The sequence below is a fragment of the Shewanella vaxholmensis genome (assembly GCF_031932135.1).
Lineage (GTDB): Bacteria > Pseudomonadota > Gammaproteobacteria > Enterobacterales > Shewanellaceae > Shewanella > Shewanella hafniensis.
In genome coordinates this window covers 18,204-37,899 of record NZ_JAUOEV010000001.1, presented here as the reverse complement: position 1 = coordinate 37,899, position 19,696 = coordinate 18,204, and the positions used below count along the sequence as shown (strand labels likewise).

Here is a 19,696-nt window from a genome sequence, read left to right as displayed (position 1 = left end):
ATTTACGAACAGAAGAGGCGCGGTATGCCGGTTAGAATTCCAGATCATCTGCCCGCAGCAGAAGTGTTAGAGTCAGAAAATATTTTCGTTATGTCCGAGACGCGGGCGGCTAATCAAGATATCAGACCGATGAAGGTGCTGATTTTGAACTTGATGCCGAACAAAATCGAGACAGAAACCCAGTTACTGCGTTTACTGGGCAACACGCCTTTACAAGTTGATGTGGATTTACTGCGTATTCACGACAAAGAATCCAAGCATACTTCCATCGATCACATGAATACTTTCTACCGTGACTTTGAAGCCGTGCGCCATAAAAATTACGACGGCCTTATCATCACAGGTGCGCCGCTTGGGCAAATCGATTTCGAAGATGTAGTTTATTGGGACCATATCCGTGAAATCATCGACTGGTCGCAAGAGCATGTCACCTCAGTGTTGTTTTTATGCTGGGCAGCCCATGCGGGCTTGTATCATCTCTATGGTTTAAATCGAAAAATATTGCAACAGAAGCGTTCAGGCGTATTCGTGCATCGCCGTACCTCTCAGCATTTTCCGTTACTGCGCGGTTTTGATGATGAATTTTTCGCACCCCATTCCCGTTTTGCCGAAATGGATGTCGAAGAAATTAGACAACATCCACAGCTGCAGCTATTGGCCGAGTCCGATGAGGCTGGGGCTTATTTGGTGTTAAGTCGGAATAATCGTAACTTGTTTGTGATGGGTCATCCTGAATATCAAAAGTCGACCTTAAACGAGGAATATCAGCGAGACTTAAGCCAAGGCTTAGACCCGAATGTGCCGCAGAATTATTATCGTAATGATGATCCTAAAGCCGACGCCATTGCCCGCTGGCACAGCCACGGTAGCCTGCTGGTGAGTAACTGGCTCAACTATTACGTCTATCAGTTAACCCCTTACGACTTAAGCGATATGACGGCGATGACACCGTGGGAGTCGCGTTAATTCACGCAGTTATTTCTGTGAGTTCCTGTCAAGATAGCGTTTAGTGCTTCAGTGCCTTATTGATTTAAGGCACTGTTTTTAAGGCTCTGTTTTTAAAGCACTGTATTTTTAAGTAACTGTTTTAAGTCACTGTTTTTTTTTAAAGTCACTATGTTTTTGAAGCATTACGTTGATTGAATGCACTAAGCGTCCTGCGGTATATGATGACTTTTACCGCTTATAACTTAAATTGGGTCACTAACTTATCTAAGTGAACCGATAGTTTTTGTAAGTTTGCACTGGATGCCGTTAACTCGTCGGCAATCTCAGAGGTCTCGGTGGTTAATTGATTTATCTCTTCGACGTTACGGCTTATCTCCGCTACAACCATAGACTGCTCTTCTGTCGCGGTGGCCACTTGAATGTTCATGTCGCTGATTTGGCTAATATGCGAAGTAATCAGGGTTAACGAGTCATTGGCATCATCTGCCTGCTTGACGACCATACCGCTTTGTTCGTGACCCCGCTTGATGGCGGTGACTGTTTTGGACGATTGCTCCTGCAGCTTGTTAATCATTGTTTGAATTTCATCTGTCGATGACGCTGAACGACTGGCAAGGTTTCGGACTTCGTCGGCGACGACGGCAAAACCTCGACCTGTCTCGCCAGCACGTGCAGCTTCAATGGCTGCGTTGAGTGCCAGCAAGTTAGTTTGTTCTGAAATGCTGCGTATGGTGTCCAAAATACTGCCGATCGAATTGGTTTGCGTCGCGAGCGAAGTAATGTCAGTGCTGATGTGTTGAATTTCAATGGATAACGAGCTGACACCCTGGCGAGCTTTGGCGACCACACTCGCGCCATTATGCGCTTGATTATCTGCTTCTTTGGCGGCATTAGCCGCTTGGGTTGCGTTGCCAGCAATATTGTCCACTGTGGTGCCCATCTCATGGATTGCCGTTGCGATTTGCGTGGTGCGATCGCGCTCGTTAATACAATTTCTATGGGTTGCTTGGGCTTTGCTGGCGACATCGTTTGCCGTATGGGCGAGTTGGCGTGAGTTGTCAGCCACGGCTTCAATCGCATTACGGATCTTCAGCACAAACTGATTAAAGTGCAGGGCAATATCACTGAGTTCGTCTTGGCCTTTTAACTCGATCATATTATGCAAATCAAGTTTGTCACTGGCAGAAGAAATATGCTGTTGTAACGATGCCACGCGAAGTCGTAGACGACGCAGCATAATAAAACCTAGAAATATTGAAATAATCAAAGCGATGGTTAAAACAACAAACATTTCCATGCGTGTTTCTTGGTAGTTTTTTTGACTGTCAACGAAGCTGGCGTTGCCTTGTTGTAGCAATGAGTCAAGAATGGCATCGGTACTCTTTCTCATTATGTTGTAGCTAGCTGCGAACTGGTTACGATAGATTTCTTGCGATTTTGCCACTTCCCCCTTTTCCATCGCTGTAAGCATAGGCGCGAGTTCGTCACTTTTGACTTTATCAAAGAGGTCGATCAACTTCTGTACTTCGGCACGGGTAATGGGGTTTACCTGAGCGTCACGGGCAGCTTTTAATGCCGCATCCATTTCTGGAATGTCCTCAGCACGGGTTTCTGTTACTCGGGTTAATACGCCTTTTTGATCCTTCATCGTCGGGATTTCTTGTAAGATAATAATATCAATGCCCACTCGCATACGAGGAATACGGGACGCAACTTCCGCCATCGACCTTAATGGCGCGCTGGTATTTTCGGCGAGTGTTTTAGTTTGATCTTGCATACCAGATAAGCCTTGAATGGCTGTTAAGCTGATTAAGATAAGAGCAATACAGGGAATAGCGATGACCCCGATAAACTGGGTCTTAAGCGTTATCTGATTTAGCATGTCTTTCCTTCCTACTTTTATTTAGGGTTATCTGGTTGGGATGTTTATGGTTAGATAATTTGGCATTATTAAATAGGAACAATAGCTTGAATTTTTATTCTTAAATTTCAGTACCCAGTTAAGGTATCCCACTTTGCACACTATGGATTTATGTAAGCGGGTCAATAACATGCTAACTGTGTAGTTGAGCATAGCGATTTTATAGATAACAACCAAATCCTTATGTCGATGTTATAACAGGTCTGTCCACTTGAACTGGTTTGGTCGTCAAGCTCATGCGTTCATTTCTTGATGGCGAGCATAAATCATTCGCTGCTAGGACGTTAAGTGACAACACGCCCTAGATATCACTCACTGATATTAAATTAACTTAGCAAGGTTGGCTCAGTGCAATAAAAGCGCATGAGCTGGATAGGCTCTATCGTTTATGTTGAGTCAACATCCTCTTTTTACTTCAACGGATTCGCTATGATTGAGCATGCCTATATATCTTAGTCACCACTCTTACCGCCTTATCGATACCGCCACTTGTTGTTCTTCATCCCATTTTTACTGTAAATCCTTACTGACATTTTCCACTGATAAAATCTGCACATTAGACCAAGGAATACTTGCTTTACGTTCGCGTAAACGTCAGAGTGGTTTTATTGTCGATTTTATTAAACGTCCCGAGGCTGGTACTAGGCTTCGTGGTCAATTTAGGTTGGAGCCTTCATGAGTACTGAACAGATAAATCAAGATATCGTTATCGTTGCCGCTAAACGCACCCCAATGGGTGGGTTTCAAGGCAACTTATCATCCGTAGCATCACCCATGTTAGCCGCGACGGCCATTAAAGGCTTGTTAGCGGAAACACAATTGGAGGGTGAGCATGTCGATGAAGTCTTGATGGGCTGCGTATTACCCGCAGGTTTAGGTCAAGCGCCTGCGCGTCAGGCAACTTTGGGTGCGGGATTACCCTTATCCGTTGGTGCGACCACAGTGAACAAGGTCTGTGGCTCAGGCATGAAGACGGTAATGTTAGCCCACGATTTGATTAAAGCGGGCAGTGCAAAAGTGGTGATTGCAGGCGGTATGGAAAGCATGAGCCAAGCGCCGTATTTACTCGATAAAGCCCGCGGCGGTATGCGCATGGGCCATGGCAAAGTGTTAGATCACATGTTTTTAGATGGTCTTGAAGATGCCTACACGGGTGGTGCTATGGGAACGTTTGCCCAGAAAACGGCCGATGAATTTGGTATCACCCGCGAGCAGATGGACGCTTTTGCCTTAAGCTCGCTTGAAAAAGCCAATGCCGCGATTAACTCGGGTGCCTTTAAAACCGAAATCACGCCCGTCACAGTCAGTGATCGTCGTGGTGATGTGACTATCGATACCGACGAGCAACCCGGTAATGCCCGCCCTGAAAAAATTCCTACACTGCGCCCAGCCTTTACTAAAGATGGCACTATCACAGCGGCAAACTCTAGCTCTATTTCCGATGGCGCAGCGGCATTAATGCTGACCTCACGCGGCGAAGCTGACCGTTTAGGCTTAGCCGTGTTAGCCACCATTAAAGGCCACACGACTCACGCCCAAGAGCCTTCATTGTTCACCACTGCACCGGTTGGCGCTATGGCGAAATTGCTGGCCAATGTCGGTTGGTCAACGGACGAGGTGGATTTATTCGAAATCAACGAAGCCTTCGCTATGGTGACTATGCTTGCTGTGTCTGAGCTAGGTTTAGATATCGCTAAGGTAAACGTTAATGGCGGCGCCTGCGCCTTAGGTCATCCGATTGGTTGCTCGGGTTCACGTTTACTGGTGACCTTAATTCATGCATTGAAAGCCCGCGGTCTTAAGCGCGGTGTCGCCTCGCTGTGTATCGGCGGTGGTGAAGCGACGGCGATGGCCATCGAGGTTTAATCGCAACAGATTAGTTAAATCAACAAGACGGGGCTGGCAAGGGCAATCACTTCCCTTGAGGATAATCATAATATCGCACCGCCAGCCCATCACTCTACACGGAAAGGATTGCAACATGACCACACAAGTAAAGCATTACATTGACGGTGAGTTTACCCAAGGTACGGGCACATCGCAGATTATTGTCACCAATCCCGCGAATAACTCGCCGATTGCCGTGATTAATGCTGCTACGAGCGAAGAAGTTCACGCTGCCATTGCTAGCGCCAAAGCCGCTTTCAAAACGTGGAAAGAAGTGCCAGTTTCTGAACGTGCGCGCGTCATGTTGCGCTATCAACATCTGTTAAAAGAACATCACGACGAACTTGCGACCATTCTTGCCCATGAAACGGGTAAAACCTTCGAAGATGCCAAGGGCGATGTATGGCGCGGTATCGAAGTCGCTGAACACGCCTGTAACGTGGCGTCATTATTGATGGGCGAAACCGTTGAGAACGTCGCGCGTTCAATCGACACTTATAGCTACACTCAACCACTGGGTGTGTGTGCCGGTATTACGCCATTTAACTTCCCTGCGATGATCCCGTTATGGATGTTCCCACTGGCGATTGCCTGCGGTAACACCTTCATTTTAAAGCCTTCAGAACAAGATCCAATGACGCCGCAGCGCCTTGTTGAACTGTTTGTTGAAGCGGGTGCACCTAAGGGCGTATTGCAATTAGTGCATGGCGACAAAACTGCCGTGGATATTCTGCTGGCAGACCCTGCAATTAAAGCCATTTCCTTCGTCGGTTCTGTGGCTGTGGGCCAGTATATTTATAAAACCGGTACCGATAATTTAAAACGCGTACAAGCCTTTGCGGGCGCAAAAAATCACTGCGTTATCATGCCTGATGCGAACAAACAGCAAGTGATCAATAACTTAGTTGGCGCCTCTGTAGGCGCTGCGGGTCAGCGCTGTATGGCGATTTCGGTTGCCGTGTTTGTTGGCGCCGCTAAAGAGTGGATCCCAGAGTTAAAAGAAGCCTTAGCCAAGGTTCGCCCAGGTTTATGGGACGATAAAGCAGCCGGTTATGGCCCTGTCATAAGCCCTGCAGCCAAGGCACGCGTGCTGAAGCTTATCAAGCTGGGGATTGATGAAGGCGCCGAGTGTTTGCTCGATGGCAGCGACTTTACTGTGGAAGGTTATGAGTCAGGCAACTGGATTGGCCCAACCATGTTCAATAAAGTCTCCACAGAGATGAGCATCTATAAGGAAGAAATCTTCGGCCCTGTACTGTGCTGCATGGAGTCGGACTCCTTAGAAGCGGCCATCGAATTAGTCAATGCCAGCCCTTATGGCAACGGTACTTCTATCTTTACTGCCAGCGGTGCGGCTGCTCGTAAATATCAACACGAAATAGAAGTCGGCCAAGTGGGAATTAACGTACCTATTCCTGTGCCATTGCCTTTCTTCTCATTTACTGGTTGGAAGGGCAGTTTCTATGGCGATCAACATGCCTACGGTAAGCAAGCGGTACGTTTCTATACTGAGACTAAGACCATCACTTCACGCTGGTTTGAGTCCGATATCGCCGTGGCGTCTACGCCAAACATGAGCATTAACTTACGCTAAGCTCGTTCGCTAAGCTCGTTCGCTAAGCTCGTTCGCTAAGCTTAGTGATTAAGCTCAGTGATTAATCGATAAACTACGGCGTCTTTACGGCGCCCAATTTATAAAATAAAAAAGTGACCACAGAGTCATAGGAGAGCCAAATGGATTTTAATTTCAACGATGACCAACGCCAGTTTGCCGATCTGGCGCGCCAATTTGCCGCAGATGAGTTAGCGCCTTTCGCGGCTAAGTGGGATGAAGAACATCATTTCCCCAAAGACGTGATCCAAAAAGCCGGTGAACTGGGTTTTTGCTCTCTGTATTCGCCCGAATCTGAAGGCGGTATGGGCTTATCGCGCCTCGATGCGTCGATTATTTTTGAAGAGCTCGCCAAGGGTTGTACAGCGACCACGGCCATGCTGACTATTCACAATATGGCCACTTGGATGGTGACAACTTGGGGAACTGAAACCCTGCGTCAGACTTGGTCTGAGCCGTTAACCACAGGGCAAATGTTAGCGTCCTATTGTTTAACTGAGCCGGGCGCGGGTTCGGACGCCGCATCTTTGCAAACCAAAGCGGTGCGTGACGGTGATGAGTATGTGATTTCAGGTTCGAAAATGTTTATCTCAGGTGCAGGCGCCACTGAGCTATTAGTGGTGATGTGCCGCACGGGTCAAGCTGGGCCTAAGGGGATTTCTGCCATTGCCATTCCAGCGGATGCCGCTGGTGTTATCTACGGTAAGGCCGAAGACAAAATGGGCTGGAATGCCCAGCCGACCCGTCAAATTACCTTTGAAAACGTGCGCGTGCCAGTAGCGAATTTGCTCGGTGAAGAAGGCCAAGGTTTTGCTTTCGCGATGAAAGGCTTAGACGGCGGTCGTATCAATATCGCGACCTGTTCAGTCGGTACGGCTCAAGCGGCGCTGGAGCGTGCAACTCAGTATATGAATGAGCGTCAGCAATTTGGTAAACCGTTAGCGGCGTTCCAAGCATTGCAATTTAAGCTCGCCGATATGGCGACTGAGTTAGTCGCAGCCCGCCAAATGGTGCGCCTTGCGGCCTTTAAACTCGACAGCAGCGATCCTGAAGCCACCGCCTATTGCGCCATGGCGAAACGTTTTGCCACCGATGTGGGCTTTCAAGTCTGTGATGCGGCGCTGCAAATTCATGGCGGATATGGTTATATAAGGGAGTACCCGCTGGAACGTCATTTCCGTGATGTGCGTGTGCACCAGATTTTAGAAGGCACCAACGAAATTATGCGCTTAATTATCGCCCGTCGTTTACTCGATGAAAATGCAGGACAAATCCTGTAAGTCTACTCGCAAGAAGTGTGACTTATCGGTTGGCGATAACATAAAAGGAGTCTATACAGATGGAATATTTAGTTGAACGTATCGAAGGCCATACGGCCATTCTGACGATGAATAATCCACCGGCAAATACTTGGACCGCCGAGAGTTTGCAGGCGCTCAAAGCCAAAGTGCTTGAGCTGAACGCGAATAAAGAAATTTATGCCTTAGTGTTAACGGGCCAAGGGCAAAAGTTCTTCTCTGCCGGTGCCGATTTAAAGCTGTTTAGTGATGGCGACAAAGGCAATGCGGCGACGATGGCAAAGCACTTCGGTGAAGCCTTTGAAACCTTAAGTCAATTTCGCGGTGTATCGATTGCCGCGATTAACGGTTATGCCATGGGCGGCGGCTTAGAAGTCGCACTGGCCTGTGATATTCGCATCGCCGAAATCCAAGCTGTGATGGCATTGCCTGAAGCGACAGTGGGTTTATTACCTTGCGCAGGTGGCACCCAGAATCTGACCGCATTAGTCGGTGAAGGTTGGGCTAAGCGGATGATTCTATGCGGTGAGCGCGTCGATGCGACTCAGGCTTTGAATCTGCGTTTAGTTGAAGAAGTGGTCGAAACGGGCGAAGCGCTCAATGCGGCAATTGCGTTGGCCGTAAAAGTCGCTAACCAAAGCCCAAGCAGCGTCACAGCGTGCAAGACACTCATTCAAGCGGGCCGCACTATGGCGCGTAGCCAAGCGCTGCCGATTGAGCGTGAATTATTTGTCGGGTTATTTGATACCGAAGATCAGGCCGAAGGCGTGAATGCGTTTTTGGGCAAACGTAAAGCTGATTGGAAGAACCGCTAATGACTAATGTAGTAGATAACGTAAATCAGGCCACGACCACGCAAAACGTGGTTTTTCAAACCTTAGCCACCGCGTCCGGTAAGTTGATTGGGGTGGTGACACTCAATGTGGAAAAAGCCCTCAACGCCTTAGATTTAGACATGGTGCGCGCTATGACGGCGCAGCTCAATCTATGGAAGAAAGACTCGCTTGTCGCTTGTATCGTGTTAGATGGCAGCGGTGAGAAGGCATTTTGTGCGGGTGGTGATGTGCGTGCTTTATACCATGCATCCATTACCGCTAAAGGACAAGTGACTGAGGAGGCGAAGGTGTTCTTCGAAGAAGAATATCGTCTCGATTATCTACTGCATACCTTTGGCAAACCTGTGTTGGTGTGGGGCGACGGCATTGTGATGGGCGGTGGGCTCGGTTTGATGGCGGGCGCAAGCCACAGAGTCGTTACCGAAACCTCGCGCATTGCTATGCCTGAAGTGACGATTGGCCTGTACCCCGATGTGGGCGGCAGTTATTTCCTTAATCGCATGCAGGGCAAAATGGGACTGTTTTTAGGGCTCACGGCCTATCAACTCAATGCCGCCGATGCCTGTTATGTGGGCCTTGCGGATCATTACCTGAACCGTGATGACAAAGAACTGATGTTCGATGCCATGGCCACCTTAGATTGGAGCGATACACCGGCGCTTAATCATCAACGCTTAGATAGCATGATCAACGAGTTATCTAATCAAGTGGATATCCCGAAGGGTGAAAGTGTATTGGCGGACAGCCAAGATAATATCGACCGACTGATGGCGGGTAGCTTGGAAGATATCGTTACGCGTATGTCGACGTTAGCGTCGGAGGATGCTTGGTTAATGAAGGCGCGCGACACCTTCCTTGCTGGCAGTCCTATCAGCTGGCATCTGGTTAATATCCAATCACAACTAGGCAATAAGTTAAGCCTAGCTGAATGTTTTAAATGGGAATTAACCGCCAGCGTTAACGTGTGTGCCCATGGTGATTTCTGCGAAGGGGTTCGCGCACTCTTGATTGATAAAGACAGGCAACCCCAGTGGCGCTTTAAGGATGTGAACTCAGTGCCTACCGCCGTACTTGAGCAAATATTGACTTCCCCTTGGGGCGAGTCGCATCCCTTTAGCCAACTGAGCTAAGCGTTGAGTTGATTATGCATAGAGTTGGCTAAGCGTTGAGTTGATTAGTACAGATTTGAATAGTGCTGAGTGTATAGGCTCAGCCAAGCTCGCTTTACTCTGTGATAACGACAGCATAATCAATGGACTAGCAGTATCACTACACTAAAAAAAGAACAGCACACAGGAGTGACAGCATGAGTACAGTAGCATTTATCGGTTTAGGTAATATGGGCGGCCCAATGGCGGCCAATTTATTAAAAGCGGGCATGACGGTTCGTGTATTTGATTTAGTCCCAGAAGCCATGCACAGCCTTGCCGAGCAAGGGGCTTTTGTTTCTAGCACGGCCTGCGGCGCGGCGGCGGGTGCCAATGTGGTGATCACTATGCTGCCTGCGGGCAAGCATGTGAAAAGTTTATATTTAGGCAATGGCACAGACAAAGGACTGCTCGAGGTGGTTGCGGGTGATACCTTACTGATCGATTGCTCGACCATAGATGCGCAAAGCGCGCAATTGGTAGCGGCCGAAGCGGCTAAAAGCGGCATAGAGTTTATGGATGCACCGGTTTCTGGCGGCACAGCAGGCGCGGCGGCGGGTACTTTAACCTTTATTTGTGGTGGTTCCGATAGCGCTTTTGAGCGGGGTCAGCCAGTGCTTAAAGCTATGGGTGTGAACATATTCCATGCTGGTGGCCCGGGTGCGGGACAAGTCGCTAAAATCTGCAATAACATGCTGTTATCTGTGTTGATGGTCGGCACTTCAGAGGCGCTGCAAATGGGCATTGACCATGGTCTCGATCCCAAAGTCTTGTCCGACATTATGAAGGTCAGCAGTGGTGGTAACTGGACCCTCGAAAAGTACAATCCATGCCCAGGGGTGATGGAGACTGTACCTTCTTCTAAGGGCTATCAGGGCGGCTTTATGGTAGATTTGATGGTTAAAGATCTCGGTCTGTCCCAAGAAGCTGCATTATTGAGCAACTCCAGCACGCCAATGGGCGCTTTAGCCCGCAGCTTGTATGTGAATCATGCAAGACAAGGTAACGGCCGCCGAGATTTTTCCAGTATTTTTGAACAATTTGCACAACTTAAAAAATAGACATAGTTAACAAGGGATAACCAGATGGATTTAAAAGATAAGGTTGTCGTCATTACTGGCGGCGCGGGTGGCTTAGGTCTGGCAATGGCGCAAAATTTTGCGCAGGCGGGTGCTAAGATAGCGCTTATCGACGTGGACCAAGAAAAACTCGAGCGAGCTTGCGCTGAGCTTGGATCGGACACTGAAGTCCAAGGTTATGCCTTAGACATTACCGACGAAGAAGACGTCGTGGCAGGTTTTGCCTATATTCTCGAAGATTTTGGCCAAGTGAACGTGTTAGTGAACAACGCCGGTATTCTGCGTGATGGCCTGTTAGTCAAAGCCAAAGACGGCAAAGTCACCGACCGTATGTCTTATGAGCAATTCCAATCTGTGATCAATGTGAACTTGACGGGTAGCTTCCTCTGCGGTCGTGAAGCGGCAGCGGCCATGATTGAATCCGGTCAAGCGGGCGTGATTGTTAATATCTCTAGCTTAGCGAAAGCGGGCAACATGGGACAGTCGAACTATGCCGCTTCAAAAGCAGGCGTCGCGGCCATGTCTGTTGGCTGGGCGAAGGAATTAGCGCGTTACAATATCCGTAGTGCCGCGGTTGCACCGGGCGTTATTGCTACTGAGATGACAGCGGCAATGAAACCTGAGGCGCTGGAGCGTTTAGAGAAGCTAGTGCCAGTAGGGCGCTTGGGTCATGCTGACGAGATAGCCTCTACCGTACGCTTTATTATTGAGAACGACTATGTAAATGGTCGCGTGTTCGAAATCGATGGTGGTATCCGTCTGTAATGACGATATCTTATTGATATTCATAAAAACCGAGCTGAGGCTCGGTTTTTTATTGAGTAAAGAAACATAATGGCATTTTGAACTCAGTCTTTGGATTTATTTAGATTTCACTGTTGGAGTTGACATTTAGTTGTTAACCTTCAACAATCGCCCTCCAGTTTTTTTACATAACTTTACATACATGTTTGTCGCATGTAATGGAGCTTAACATCCGGATGTCTTGGCAGGATAAAGCCCTCTGGCTTGAGAAAATCACTAAACGCATGATGTTAATCGTGGGTGTCCTAGGGTTGATTGTGATCTATTGCGGGTTCTTTTTTCTGCTCTTCAGTGGTCGCTCTGTGGCCGTGATCCCGTGGTTTTTCCTTATCTCACCTTGGGTGTGTATTTATTTTGGCTTAACGCAAGTACAGCAAGTGCAAGTGGTAAATTGGTTCTTAAAAAAATTTAAAAAATAACCAATTTCTGCAAGTTCCTATTTTGTTTCGGTTTGTGCAGTTGGCAAACATTGGGGAGAAACAATGAAGTTACATGGATATTTATGGGTGCTAGGGAGTTTGTTTTGTTTGGGGGCTTGCGAGCGCTCGAACAAAGAAACACCGCATCTTAGTGATAATGGTGGGCGTATTGTTGCGCCCTATGGCAGTTGGCTGTCTCCCTTATCGGCGAATGATGTATTTGAACAGGCCGATAATGTCGCCGAGTTACAAAGCGTTGATGGGGCGATTTATTTCTCTGAATCCGATGGTGATAAGCAAGGCCAAGTAGGGATTAAGCGTCTCGATAAACAGGGCAATATCGCTGACGTCGTGCCGCCAAGCTTTAATGTTAAATCCGCCGTCCATGAATACGGCGGTGCCGCCTTTTTAGGGATAGGCCAGAGTTTGTTTGCCACTAAGGCACAGGATCAACTGTTTTATCGTTTCGCCCCTAATCAACCACCCCTGCCGTTAACGCCTAATGGCACCCGTCATGCTGACTGTATCGCTTATCCTAAAGGGTCGCGGATTATCTGTGTACGCGAGGATCATCGCCAGCCCGGTGAGCCCAAGGCGAGTCTAGTAACAATCAATCTTAACTTTGCTGGTGAAGGCGATACTTTTGTCTCGGGGCATGACTTTATTTCTTCGCCTGCCATCTCGCCCGATAACAGCCAACTGGCGTGGATCACGTGGGAACATCCCTATATGCCATGGGATAACAGTATTCTCTGGCTTGGCGATCTCGACCGCAAAGGGCAACTGCACAATATTCGTAAGGTCAACACGCCTACGGATTCTTCCGTGACACAGCCATTATTCAGTCCTGATGGACAATTGTATGTCGTGTCGGATATCAGTAACTGGTGGAATATCTATCGAGTCACGGCACAAAATACCTTAGCCCCAGTGCTGAACAAAAAAGCCGAGTTTGCCGTGGCCGATTGGTATTTAGGCAATCACAACTACGCCTTCGAATCCGAAAAAACCATCATTGCTAGTTATATGCTTGGCAGTCAGGCGGCGCTAATTCGGTTGCATTTGGATTCGGGTTTGACCGAGTCCTTAGCCGTCGATTTCGGCGAAATCACCCAAGTGATCAGGGGCGAAGATGCCGTCTATTTTGTTGGCGCTAAGGCAACGCCAGAGAAGGGTATTTATAAAGTCATCGGTCGCGGCACTGAGTTGGTATATACGCCTAACTTGCCAAAGCTTGATCCTAATTATATTTCCCGGGCAAAAAATATTACCTTTAAAACCGGCGTTAACCAGCAAGCCTACGGTTATTTTTATGGGCCGGTTAACCCCAACTATACTGCGCCCCATGATACCCGCCCGCCGCTGATAGTGATGTTGCACGGCGGCCCAACGGCGCGGGCGAGTCTGGCTTATCGCAGTGACATTCAATTTTGGACCAGCCGTGGCTTTGCGGTGCTCGATGTTAATTTTCGCGGTAGCAGTGGTTTTGGTCGCGCCTATCGTCAGAGTATTTACGGAAAATGGGGCCAAGCTGATGTGGAAGATGCGGTCAATGCGGCCCGTTATTTAGTCGATAAAGGTTGGGTTGATGGACAAAAGTTGGCGATTCGAGGCGTAAGCGCAGGTGGGTTGACTGTGATGTCGTCCTTGGCTTTTTATGATGTGTTTCAAGCGGGGGTAAGTTATGCGGGGATCAGTGATTTTGAACAGCTGGCCAAGAGTACCCATAAGTTTGAGACTGGGTATTTAGATCAGCTCATTGGTCCCTATGCGAACAATCAAGCCCGTTATAGGGAGTTGTCGCCGTTGTATCATCTTGAAGGCTTGAATGAGCCCTTGTTAATTTTTCAAGGCTTGCGGGATCAAATTGTGCCGCCACAGCAGTCGCGACAAATTTATGAGGCGTTAAAAGTCAGAGGTGTGCCAACGGCTTATATTGCCTATCAAGATGAGCCACACGGCGGTTGGAAGCCTGAGCACAGGGCCGCAGGATTAGAGACTGAACTCGCATTTTATGGGCAAGTGTTTAACTTCACCCCTGCGGGTAAGCTAGCAACATTGGTACTGGATAATGCTGCGGCGTTAAAGCCGCCCGTCTTGAAAGGTCATCCCCGCGCTACTCGCGCTTATTGATCTAACTTGTCGTTATTACTTCAGGTTTTTACCGCAACACTCAGAGCCTGCATCGTGCAGGCTTTGATTTTTATGGGATTTGTCTTCGTCAGTCTCGTTGTCCTCATGGCTTAGGCTATCAATAATGGCGCAGTGGGGCTGATCGCCGCCTTGGCATTGGGTCACCATGTGTTGTAATTGCGCCCTAAGCTGTTGCAACTTATTGATTTGCTCTTCGACATAGGCAAGGTGAGTACGGGTAAGTTGTTTGACGTCTTCGGCATTACGGCTTTCATTGCCCTTAAGGCCAAGCAAGGATTTGCAATCTTCTAGGCTAAAACCTAAGTCGCGACATTGATGCACAAACTTAAGCGCTTCAATATCTTGATGGCGATAAACCCGATAACCTGCCTCATTGCGCTCGCCGCACACTAAGCCAATATCATGGTAATAACGGATACTCTTAACGCTCAAGCCTGTTTGTTTCGCCACTTCGCCTATCTTCATCTTGACCTCTTCTTTGAGTAACTGAATGGTCTTACCCATTTCGCCCAGCAATTAATTGTCGATGTGATCACATTGAGCAAATTCATCCTTGACTCTCCCGCAATGGGAGACTTTATCTTAGACCTATAGTGTAAAACATCAAGTGAGGGATCTCCCATGTCTATGACCAGACTCTATGTCGCCAATATGAATTGCGCTGGCTGCGTCGCGAAAATTGAAAAGGCGTTTGCCGCCCAAGCGGGCGTCGAAGCGCGTGTTAATCTCGCCGATAAACAAGTGACGGTAGAAGGCAAGATGAGCGCCGATACTGTCTTAACTGTGATGGAAAAAGCAGGTTATCCGGCGCAGGTAGTGGTGGATGCAAAAGTCGCCGCCGAAGAAAAACGCCTAGAAGATGCCACTGAGTATCGGCTGCGGATGCGCCAAGCCATAGCCGCGCTGGTTGTGGGCGTGCCTATGATGCTGTGGGGATTATTGGGCGGCGAGATGATGATCAACAGTCCAGCTATGCAGCTTGGCTGGGGCATTATGGGACTGGTCACCTTGGCCTTGCTTGTCACCACGGGCGGACATTTCTACCAAGGCATGTGGCGGGCGCTGAAAGCCAAAACCACTAACATGGATACGCTGATTGTGCTGGGCACCAGTACGGCATGGGCTTATTCCATGCTGGTGGTCATTATGCCGAGCGCATTCCCTATGGATACCCGCCACGTGTACTTTGAGGCGAGTGTGATGATTCTAGGTTTGATTAACTTAGGTCACGGACTCGAACTTAAAGCGCGGGGCAAAACCAGTGAAGCGGTGCAGCGATTACTTGGATTGCAATCCACCACTGCGATTCGGATCACAGATAAGGGCGATGAAAAGGTTGAGATAAGTCAGCTGAAATTGGGCGATAAGCTGCGTTTGCGCCCCGGTGACCGAGTTGCCCTCGATGGTGAGGTCGAAACGGGGCAATCCCTATTAGATGAAGCTATGCTCACAGGTGAACCCATTCCCGTGCTTAAAAATCGCGGCGACAGTGTGAGTGCTGGCACAGTCAATGGCAACGGCAGCTTAGTTTACCGAGTGACGGCGGGGCAAGAAGATACCAAGCTCGCCAAAATCATCGCACTGGTGCAGCAAGCGCAAACCTCGAAATTACCCATAGGTCGATTGGCAGACAGAATCTCAGCGGTATTTGTCCCGACTGTGGTGGCGATAGCGCTGTTGGCAGCGGCAATTTGGTATTTTGTGGGGCCAGCACCCGCCTTAAGCCATGCGTTAGTGGTGCTGACGAGTGTGCTTATCATAGCGTGTCCCTGTGCGCTGGGGCTGGCTACGCCTATGTCTATCATGGTGGCTGTTGGCCGCGCCGCCCAAATGGGCGTGTTAGTTAAAAATGGCGAGGCATTGCAAACCGCCAGTAAAGTCGATTGTGTGGTGCTGGATAAAACCGGCACTGTCACCTTAGGCAAGCCGCAAGTCACTGATTTTAATTTAGTGCAAACGCTGAGTGATGCCGATAAGGAAACTTTGCTGGGCGAGATAGCGAGCCTTGAGCAGCACTCTGAGCATCCTTTAGCGGGGGCGATTGTCAGTTATGCCAAGGGATCCCTGTCACAATTACCCGACACACAGGCATTTACGAACCATCAAGGTAAGGGGATTGAGGGCAAGGTCGATGGCGTATCGCTGGCGATTGGTAATCTCGCCTTGATGACAGCTTTGGAGATTGTTAATTTTGATGGTAGTGCCTTAGATCCCAAAGCGACATTAAGCTTTGCAAATCAAGGTAAAACCCCGATTTATGTCGCCAAAGCGGGCAAGCTAGTGGCCACTATCGCGCTTGCCGATCCGATTAAACCCGATGCGAAAGACGCCATCGCGGCCATGCTGCAAAGGGGGATTCGCGTCGTGCTGTTAACGGGGGATAACCCACAAACGGCGCAGGCAGTGGCCGACCAAGTGGGCATCACCGAAGTGATTGCAGGCGTACTCCCCGAGCAAAAACAACAGCATGTGCTGGATTTGCAAAAGCAAGGACATGTGGTGGCTATGGTAGGGGATGGCATTAACGATGCGCCTGCTCTGATGAGCGCCGATGTGGGGATTGCTATGAGATCGGGCACTGAGGTGGCGATTGAAAGTGCGGATATCACCTTGCTGTCGCAGCAGTTGATAGTGATTGCTAACTTATTGGCATTGTCGCGGGCGACGATTACCAATATTAAGCAGAATCTGTTCGGCGCCTTTGTGTATAACAGCTTAGGCATTCCGGTTGCGGCGGGCGTGCTTTATCCACTCACGGGCATGTTATTAAGCCCAGTGATCGCGGGCGCCGCCATGGCCTTGTCTTCACTCACTGTGGTGACGAACGCCAACCGCTTAAGACGGCAGAAGTTATAAGCTGTCGATACTTAAGCTAACTCAAAATGTTGAAACGAGTATCTTGAGTTAGCTTAGGGCTATGTCCACATTAGCCTTTGGCGTTGGCAAGCTTTGCGACGCTAAGGGTCATCAGATTGTCATTCTGCTCGAATACATTGAAAGCTAAGCCAATAGGGTAAAATTAATTACGCTTCTCACGCAGGCATAGTGCGGCGATTTCGGCATTCCCTCTGGCTTTTGATCAGCCTTGGTAGTTGATAATTTAGCCCAAACTGCTATAGTGCCACGTTTATTTTTACCCCTTCGGCATAGCGTTATTTGGTTTATGCTTATTTAAAGCGGCGCCAGCTGGCTCGGCCAACATTACTCGATTTGGAAGTTCATTTTGATCACAACAGCAAATATCACCATGCAGTTCGGCGCTAAGCCACTGTTTGAAAACATCTCAGTTAAATTTGGCGGTGGTAACCGTTACGGTCTTATCGGCGCGAATGGCTGTGGTAAATCGACCTTCATGAAGATCCTGTGTGGTGATCTAGATCCTAGCAGCGGTAACGTCTCGTTAGATGTGAATGAGCGTCTGGGTAAATTAAGCCAGAACCAGTTCGGTTATGAAGAATTCAACCTGATCGATACAGTGATCATGGGCCACCGCGAACTGTGGAAGGTAAAGCAAGAGCGTGACCGTATTTATTCTTTACCTGAAATGAGTGAAGAAGACGGCATTACTGTAGCCAACCTAGAGATGGATTTTGCTGAGATGGACGGTTATACCGCCGAATCTCGCGCCGGTGAATTGCTGTTAGGTGTAGGTATCGGTATCGACAGCCATTTTGGTTTGATGTCTGAAATCGCTCCGGGTTTAAAACTGCGTGTACTGTTAGCGCAAGCCCTGTTCTCTGATCCAGACGTGCTGCTGCTCGACGAACCTACCAACAACTTGGACATCGACACTATCCGTTGGTTACAAGACATGTTGAACCAACGTAGCAGTACTATGGTTATCATTTCGCATGATAGATATTTCTTAAACTCAGTCTGTACGCACATGGCTGACTTAGACTACGGCGAATTGCGCGTTTACCCAGGTAACTACGACGAATATATGCAAGCGGCTACCCAAGCTCGCGAGCGTTTATTGTCTGATAATGCGAAGAAAAAAGCCCAGATCTCTGAGTTGCAAACCTTCGTAGCACGCTTCTCGGCTAACGCTTCTAAGGCGAAACAAGCCACATCACGTGCCCGTCAAATCGACAAGATTAAGTTAGATGAAGTAAAAGCCTCTAGCCGTGTGAACCCCTTCATTCGTTTCGAGCAAGAGAAGAAACTGTTCCGTAATGCCTTAGTGATTGAAAATCTGACTAAAGGCTACGACACGCCGCTATTTGAAGACTTAAACTTGATTGTTGAAGTGGGCGAGCGCATTGCGGTACTGGGTGAAAACGGCGTCGGTAAAACGACCCTGTTACGTACCCTGATCCACGACATCCCGCAGGATGCCGGTACTATCCAATGGTCTGAAAACGCCAACATTGGTTACTATGCACAGGATCATGAGTCTGATTTCGCTAACGAAATGACCTTGTTCGAGTGGATGAGCCAATGGCGCAAACCAGAAGATGACGACCAATCGGTACGTGGCATCTTAGGCCGTATGTTGTTTGGTTCTGACGACATTAAAAAGTCAGTCAAAGTGCTGTCTGGTGGTGAGAAAGGCCGTATGTTATTCGGCAAGCTCATCATGCAAAAAGCCAACATTTTAGTGCTCGACGAACCGACCAACCACATGGATATGGAATCGATCGAATCATTAAACAACGCACTGGAAATGTACGAAGGCACCTTGATTTTCGTGAGTCATGACCGTGCATTCGTATCGTCGCTAGCTAACCGTATCCTCGAAGTGACTCACACAGGTGTGAATGACTTCAGAGGCACTTACGATGAGTTCCTTGCCAGTAAAGGCATCGAAGTCTAAGGTTATTCTTGATTTAGCTGCATGTGTAAATGCATGCATCTAAATGCAGCATCAATAAAAACGCCGCAATACATTGCGGCGTTTTTGTATCTGTTATCTGTCTATTATCTAGCGATTAGCTTTTTATGCACTTGATTCTAGCGCGTTAGCGACGCTCGTTATTGCACTGACTCTTGCTGCACATAAATCAAACTGTCGGTATCAAAACCGCGGGCTTTAGACATTTCAACAAACTTTTGCAGTACCTCGGTTGGCACAGTCGGGGTTTTAGCCAGTAGCCATAAATAATCCGTGTCGGGTCCCGATATAAAAGCGTATTGATAGTTTTCATGATCTAATTCGAAGACCACATACGATCCATAAAATGGCCCAAAGAAGGAGACTTTCAAATAGCCTTCTGAATCCCCATTCACAAAATAGGCCTTACCTTCGGCTTCTTTCCATTCGTTTTTAGCCGCTGAGAATCCACGGTTAATGACCATCACACCGCCATCGTCTTTCAGGCTGTATTCTGCGCTAACTTGGCTTAACCCTCTTTCGAATGAATGATCTAAGCGCGCAATCTCGTACCATTTACCTAAGTATTTATTCAGCTCAAAATCATTAACGGGTTGAACCAGTTTAGGCATGCCTAAACAACCGCTGAGCAAAAATATACTGATGACTAACAGTAGCTTTCTCAATTTGACCTCCTGATCTTAAGTCTTAGTTGCACATCTTAAGTTAAATGTTCAATCAATCCTCTATCGAGCTTACACTATTTTCTTCACATTA

15 protein-coding genes are annotated in these 19,696 nt (G+C 48.2%); 12 read left to right on the top strand and 3 right to left on the bottom strand.

From position 1 onward, the window contains the following. Window positions 1-24: 24 nt before the first annotated feature. Window positions 25-966 carry a homoserine O-acetyltransferase MetA gene (gene metA / locus Q4Q46_RS00145; protein ID WP_006081023.1) on the top strand — a complete coding sequence of 314 codons (942 nt, stop codon included), beginning with the start codon at window positions 25-27 and terminating at the stop codon, window positions 964-966. A gap of 217 nt (window positions 967-1,183) precedes the next feature. Here the strand turns inward: metA and Q4Q46_RS00140 are convergent, their stop codons facing one another. Then, complete coding sequence (locus Q4Q46_RS00140; RefSeq protein ID WP_311889227.1) at window positions 1,184-2,830, bottom strand: methyl-accepting chemotaxis protein; 1,647 nt, start codon at window positions 2,828-2,830, stop codon at window positions 1,184-1,186. A gap of 714 nt (window positions 2,831-3,544) precedes the next feature. Between Q4Q46_RS00140 and Q4Q46_RS00135 the strand changes: the two genes are divergently transcribed. From Q4Q46_RS00135 to Q4Q46_RS00095, 9 genes are all read left to right on the top strand, one after another. Beyond that, on the top strand, window positions 3,545-4,735 hold the full coding sequence (locus Q4Q46_RS00135; protein ID WP_311904932.1) for a thiolase family protein: 1,191 nt from the start codon (window positions 3,545-3,547) through the stop codon (window positions 4,733-4,735). A 115-nt stretch (window positions 4,736-4,850) separates the two neighbouring features. After that, entirely contained in the window at window positions 4,851-6,350 is a 1,500-nt protein-coding gene (locus Q4Q46_RS00130; protein ID WP_311904931.1) for a CoA-acylating methylmalonate-semialdehyde dehydrogenase, read from the top strand. A 140-nt stretch (window positions 6,351-6,490) separates the two neighbouring features. Next, window positions 6,491-7,648, top strand: coding sequence for an acyl-CoA dehydrogenase family protein (locus Q4Q46_RS00125; protein ID WP_106650061.1), 1,158 nt, complete (start codon window positions 6,491-6,493; stop codon window positions 7,646-7,648). 59 nt (window positions 7,649-7,707) lie between these two features. Next, complete coding sequence (locus tag Q4Q46_RS00120; protein ID WP_006081029.1) at window positions 7,708-8,481, top strand: enoyl-CoA hydratase; 774 nt, start codon at window positions 7,708-7,710, stop codon at window positions 8,479-8,481. Then, window positions 8,481-9,632 carry an enoyl-CoA hydratase/isomerase family protein gene (locus Q4Q46_RS00115; protein WP_311904930.1) on the top strand — a complete coding sequence of 384 codons (1,152 nt, stop codon included), beginning with the start codon at window positions 8,481-8,483 and terminating at the stop codon, window positions 9,630-9,632. The genes Q4Q46_RS00120 and Q4Q46_RS00115 overlap by 1 nt, the downstream gene beginning before the upstream one ends. Before the next feature lie 176 nt (window positions 9,633-9,808). Next, window positions 9,809-10,711 (top strand): 3-hydroxyisobutyrate dehydrogenase, encoded by a 903-nt coding sequence (gene mmsB, locus Q4Q46_RS00110; protein WP_006085281.1) that lies wholly within the window; start codon window positions 9,809-9,811, stop codon window positions 10,709-10,711. Window positions 10,712-10,735: 24 nt separating this feature from the next. Then, the gene (locus tag Q4Q46_RS00105) at window positions 10,736-11,494 is read left to right on the top strand and encodes an SDR family oxidoreductase (protein WP_006081032.1); all 759 of its coding nucleotides are present in this window, start codon (window positions 10,736-10,738) and stop codon (window positions 11,492-11,494) included. Between the two features lie 215 nt (window positions 11,495-11,709). Continuing rightward, the gene (locus Q4Q46_RS00100; RefSeq protein WP_006081033.1) at window positions 11,710-11,952 is read left to right on the top strand and encodes a hypothetical protein; all 243 of its coding nucleotides are present in this window, start codon (window positions 11,710-11,712) and stop codon (window positions 11,950-11,952) included. A 63-nt stretch (window positions 11,953-12,015) separates the two neighbouring features. Further along, window positions 12,016-14,085 (top strand): alpha/beta hydrolase family protein, encoded by a 2,070-nt coding sequence (locus Q4Q46_RS00095; protein WP_311904929.1) that lies wholly within the window; start codon window positions 12,016-12,018, stop codon window positions 14,083-14,085. A gap of 15 nt (window positions 14,086-14,100) precedes the next feature. Here Q4Q46_RS00095 and Q4Q46_RS00090 read toward each other — a convergent pair whose 3' ends face one another. Then, window positions 14,101-14,571, bottom strand: a complete 471-nt coding sequence (locus Q4Q46_RS00090; RefSeq protein ID WP_259511283.1) for a MerR family DNA-binding protein — start codon at window positions 14,569-14,571, stop codon at window positions 14,101-14,103. A gap of 156 nt (window positions 14,572-14,727) precedes the next feature. Between Q4Q46_RS00090 and Q4Q46_RS00085 the strand changes: the two genes are divergently transcribed. Together Q4Q46_RS00085 and Q4Q46_RS00080 are read left to right on the top strand one after the other, a co-directional pair. Continuing rightward, on the top strand, window positions 14,728-16,962 hold the full coding sequence (locus Q4Q46_RS00085; protein WP_311904928.1) for a heavy metal translocating P-type ATPase: 2,235 nt from the start codon (window positions 14,728-14,730) through the stop codon (window positions 16,960-16,962). Between the two features lie 367 nt (window positions 16,963-17,329). Next, window positions 17,330-18,922, top strand: coding sequence for an ABC-F family ATPase (locus Q4Q46_RS00080; RefSeq protein WP_080514475.1), 1,593 nt, complete (start codon window positions 17,330-17,332; stop codon window positions 18,920-18,922). A gap of 158 nt (window positions 18,923-19,080) precedes the next feature. Here Q4Q46_RS00080 and Q4Q46_RS00075 read toward each other — a convergent pair whose 3' ends face one another. Beyond that, window positions 19,081-19,605 carry a lipocalin family protein gene (locus tag Q4Q46_RS00075; protein WP_012588096.1) on the bottom strand — a complete coding sequence of 175 codons (525 nt, stop codon included), beginning with the start codon at window positions 19,603-19,605 and terminating at the stop codon, window positions 19,081-19,083. Between the last annotated feature and the right edge of the window lie 91 nt (window positions 19,606-19,696).

Excerpts from the sequence above, each read along its gene's own strand:
- metA (WP_006081023.1), top strand. The coding sequence starts at position 25 with ATGCCGGTTAGAATTCCAGATCATCTGCCCGCAGCAGAAGTGTTAGAG.
- Q4Q46_RS00140 (WP_311889227.1), bottom strand. The coding sequence starts at position 2,830 with ATGCTAAATCAGATAACGCTTAAGACCCAGTTTATCGGGGTCATCGCT.
- Q4Q46_RS00135 (WP_311904932.1), top strand. The coding sequence starts at position 3,545 with ATGAGTACTGAACAGATAAATCAAGATATCGTTATCGTTGCCGCTAAA.
- Q4Q46_RS00130 (WP_311904931.1), top strand. The coding sequence starts at position 4,851 with ATGACCACACAAGTAAAGCATTACATTGACGGTGAGTTTACCCAAGGT.
- Q4Q46_RS00125 (WP_106650061.1), top strand. The coding sequence starts at position 6,491 with ATGGATTTTAATTTCAACGATGACCAACGCCAGTTTGCCGATCTGGCG.
- Q4Q46_RS00120 (WP_006081029.1), top strand. The coding sequence starts at position 7,708 with ATGGAATATTTAGTTGAACGTATCGAAGGCCATACGGCCATTCTGACG.
- Q4Q46_RS00115 (WP_311904930.1), top strand. The coding sequence starts at position 8,481 with ATGACTAATGTAGTAGATAACGTAAATCAGGCCACGACCACGCAAAAC.
- mmsB (WP_006085281.1), top strand. The coding sequence starts at position 9,809 with ATGAGTACAGTAGCATTTATCGGTTTAGGTAATATGGGCGGCCCAATG.
- Q4Q46_RS00105 (WP_006081032.1), top strand. The coding sequence starts at position 10,736 with ATGGATTTAAAAGATAAGGTTGTCGTCATTACTGGCGGCGCGGGTGGC.
- Q4Q46_RS00100 (WP_006081033.1), top strand. The coding sequence starts at position 11,710 with ATGTCTTGGCAGGATAAAGCCCTCTGGCTTGAGAAAATCACTAAACGC.
- Q4Q46_RS00095 (WP_311904929.1), top strand. The coding sequence starts at position 12,016 with ATGAAGTTACATGGATATTTATGGGTGCTAGGGAGTTTGTTTTGTTTG.
- Q4Q46_RS00090 (WP_259511283.1), bottom strand. The coding sequence starts at position 14,571 with ATGAAGATAGGCGAAGTGGCGAAACAAACAGGCTTGAGCGTTAAGAGT.
- Q4Q46_RS00085 (WP_311904928.1), top strand. The coding sequence starts at position 14,728 with ATGTCTATGACCAGACTCTATGTCGCCAATATGAATTGCGCTGGCTGC.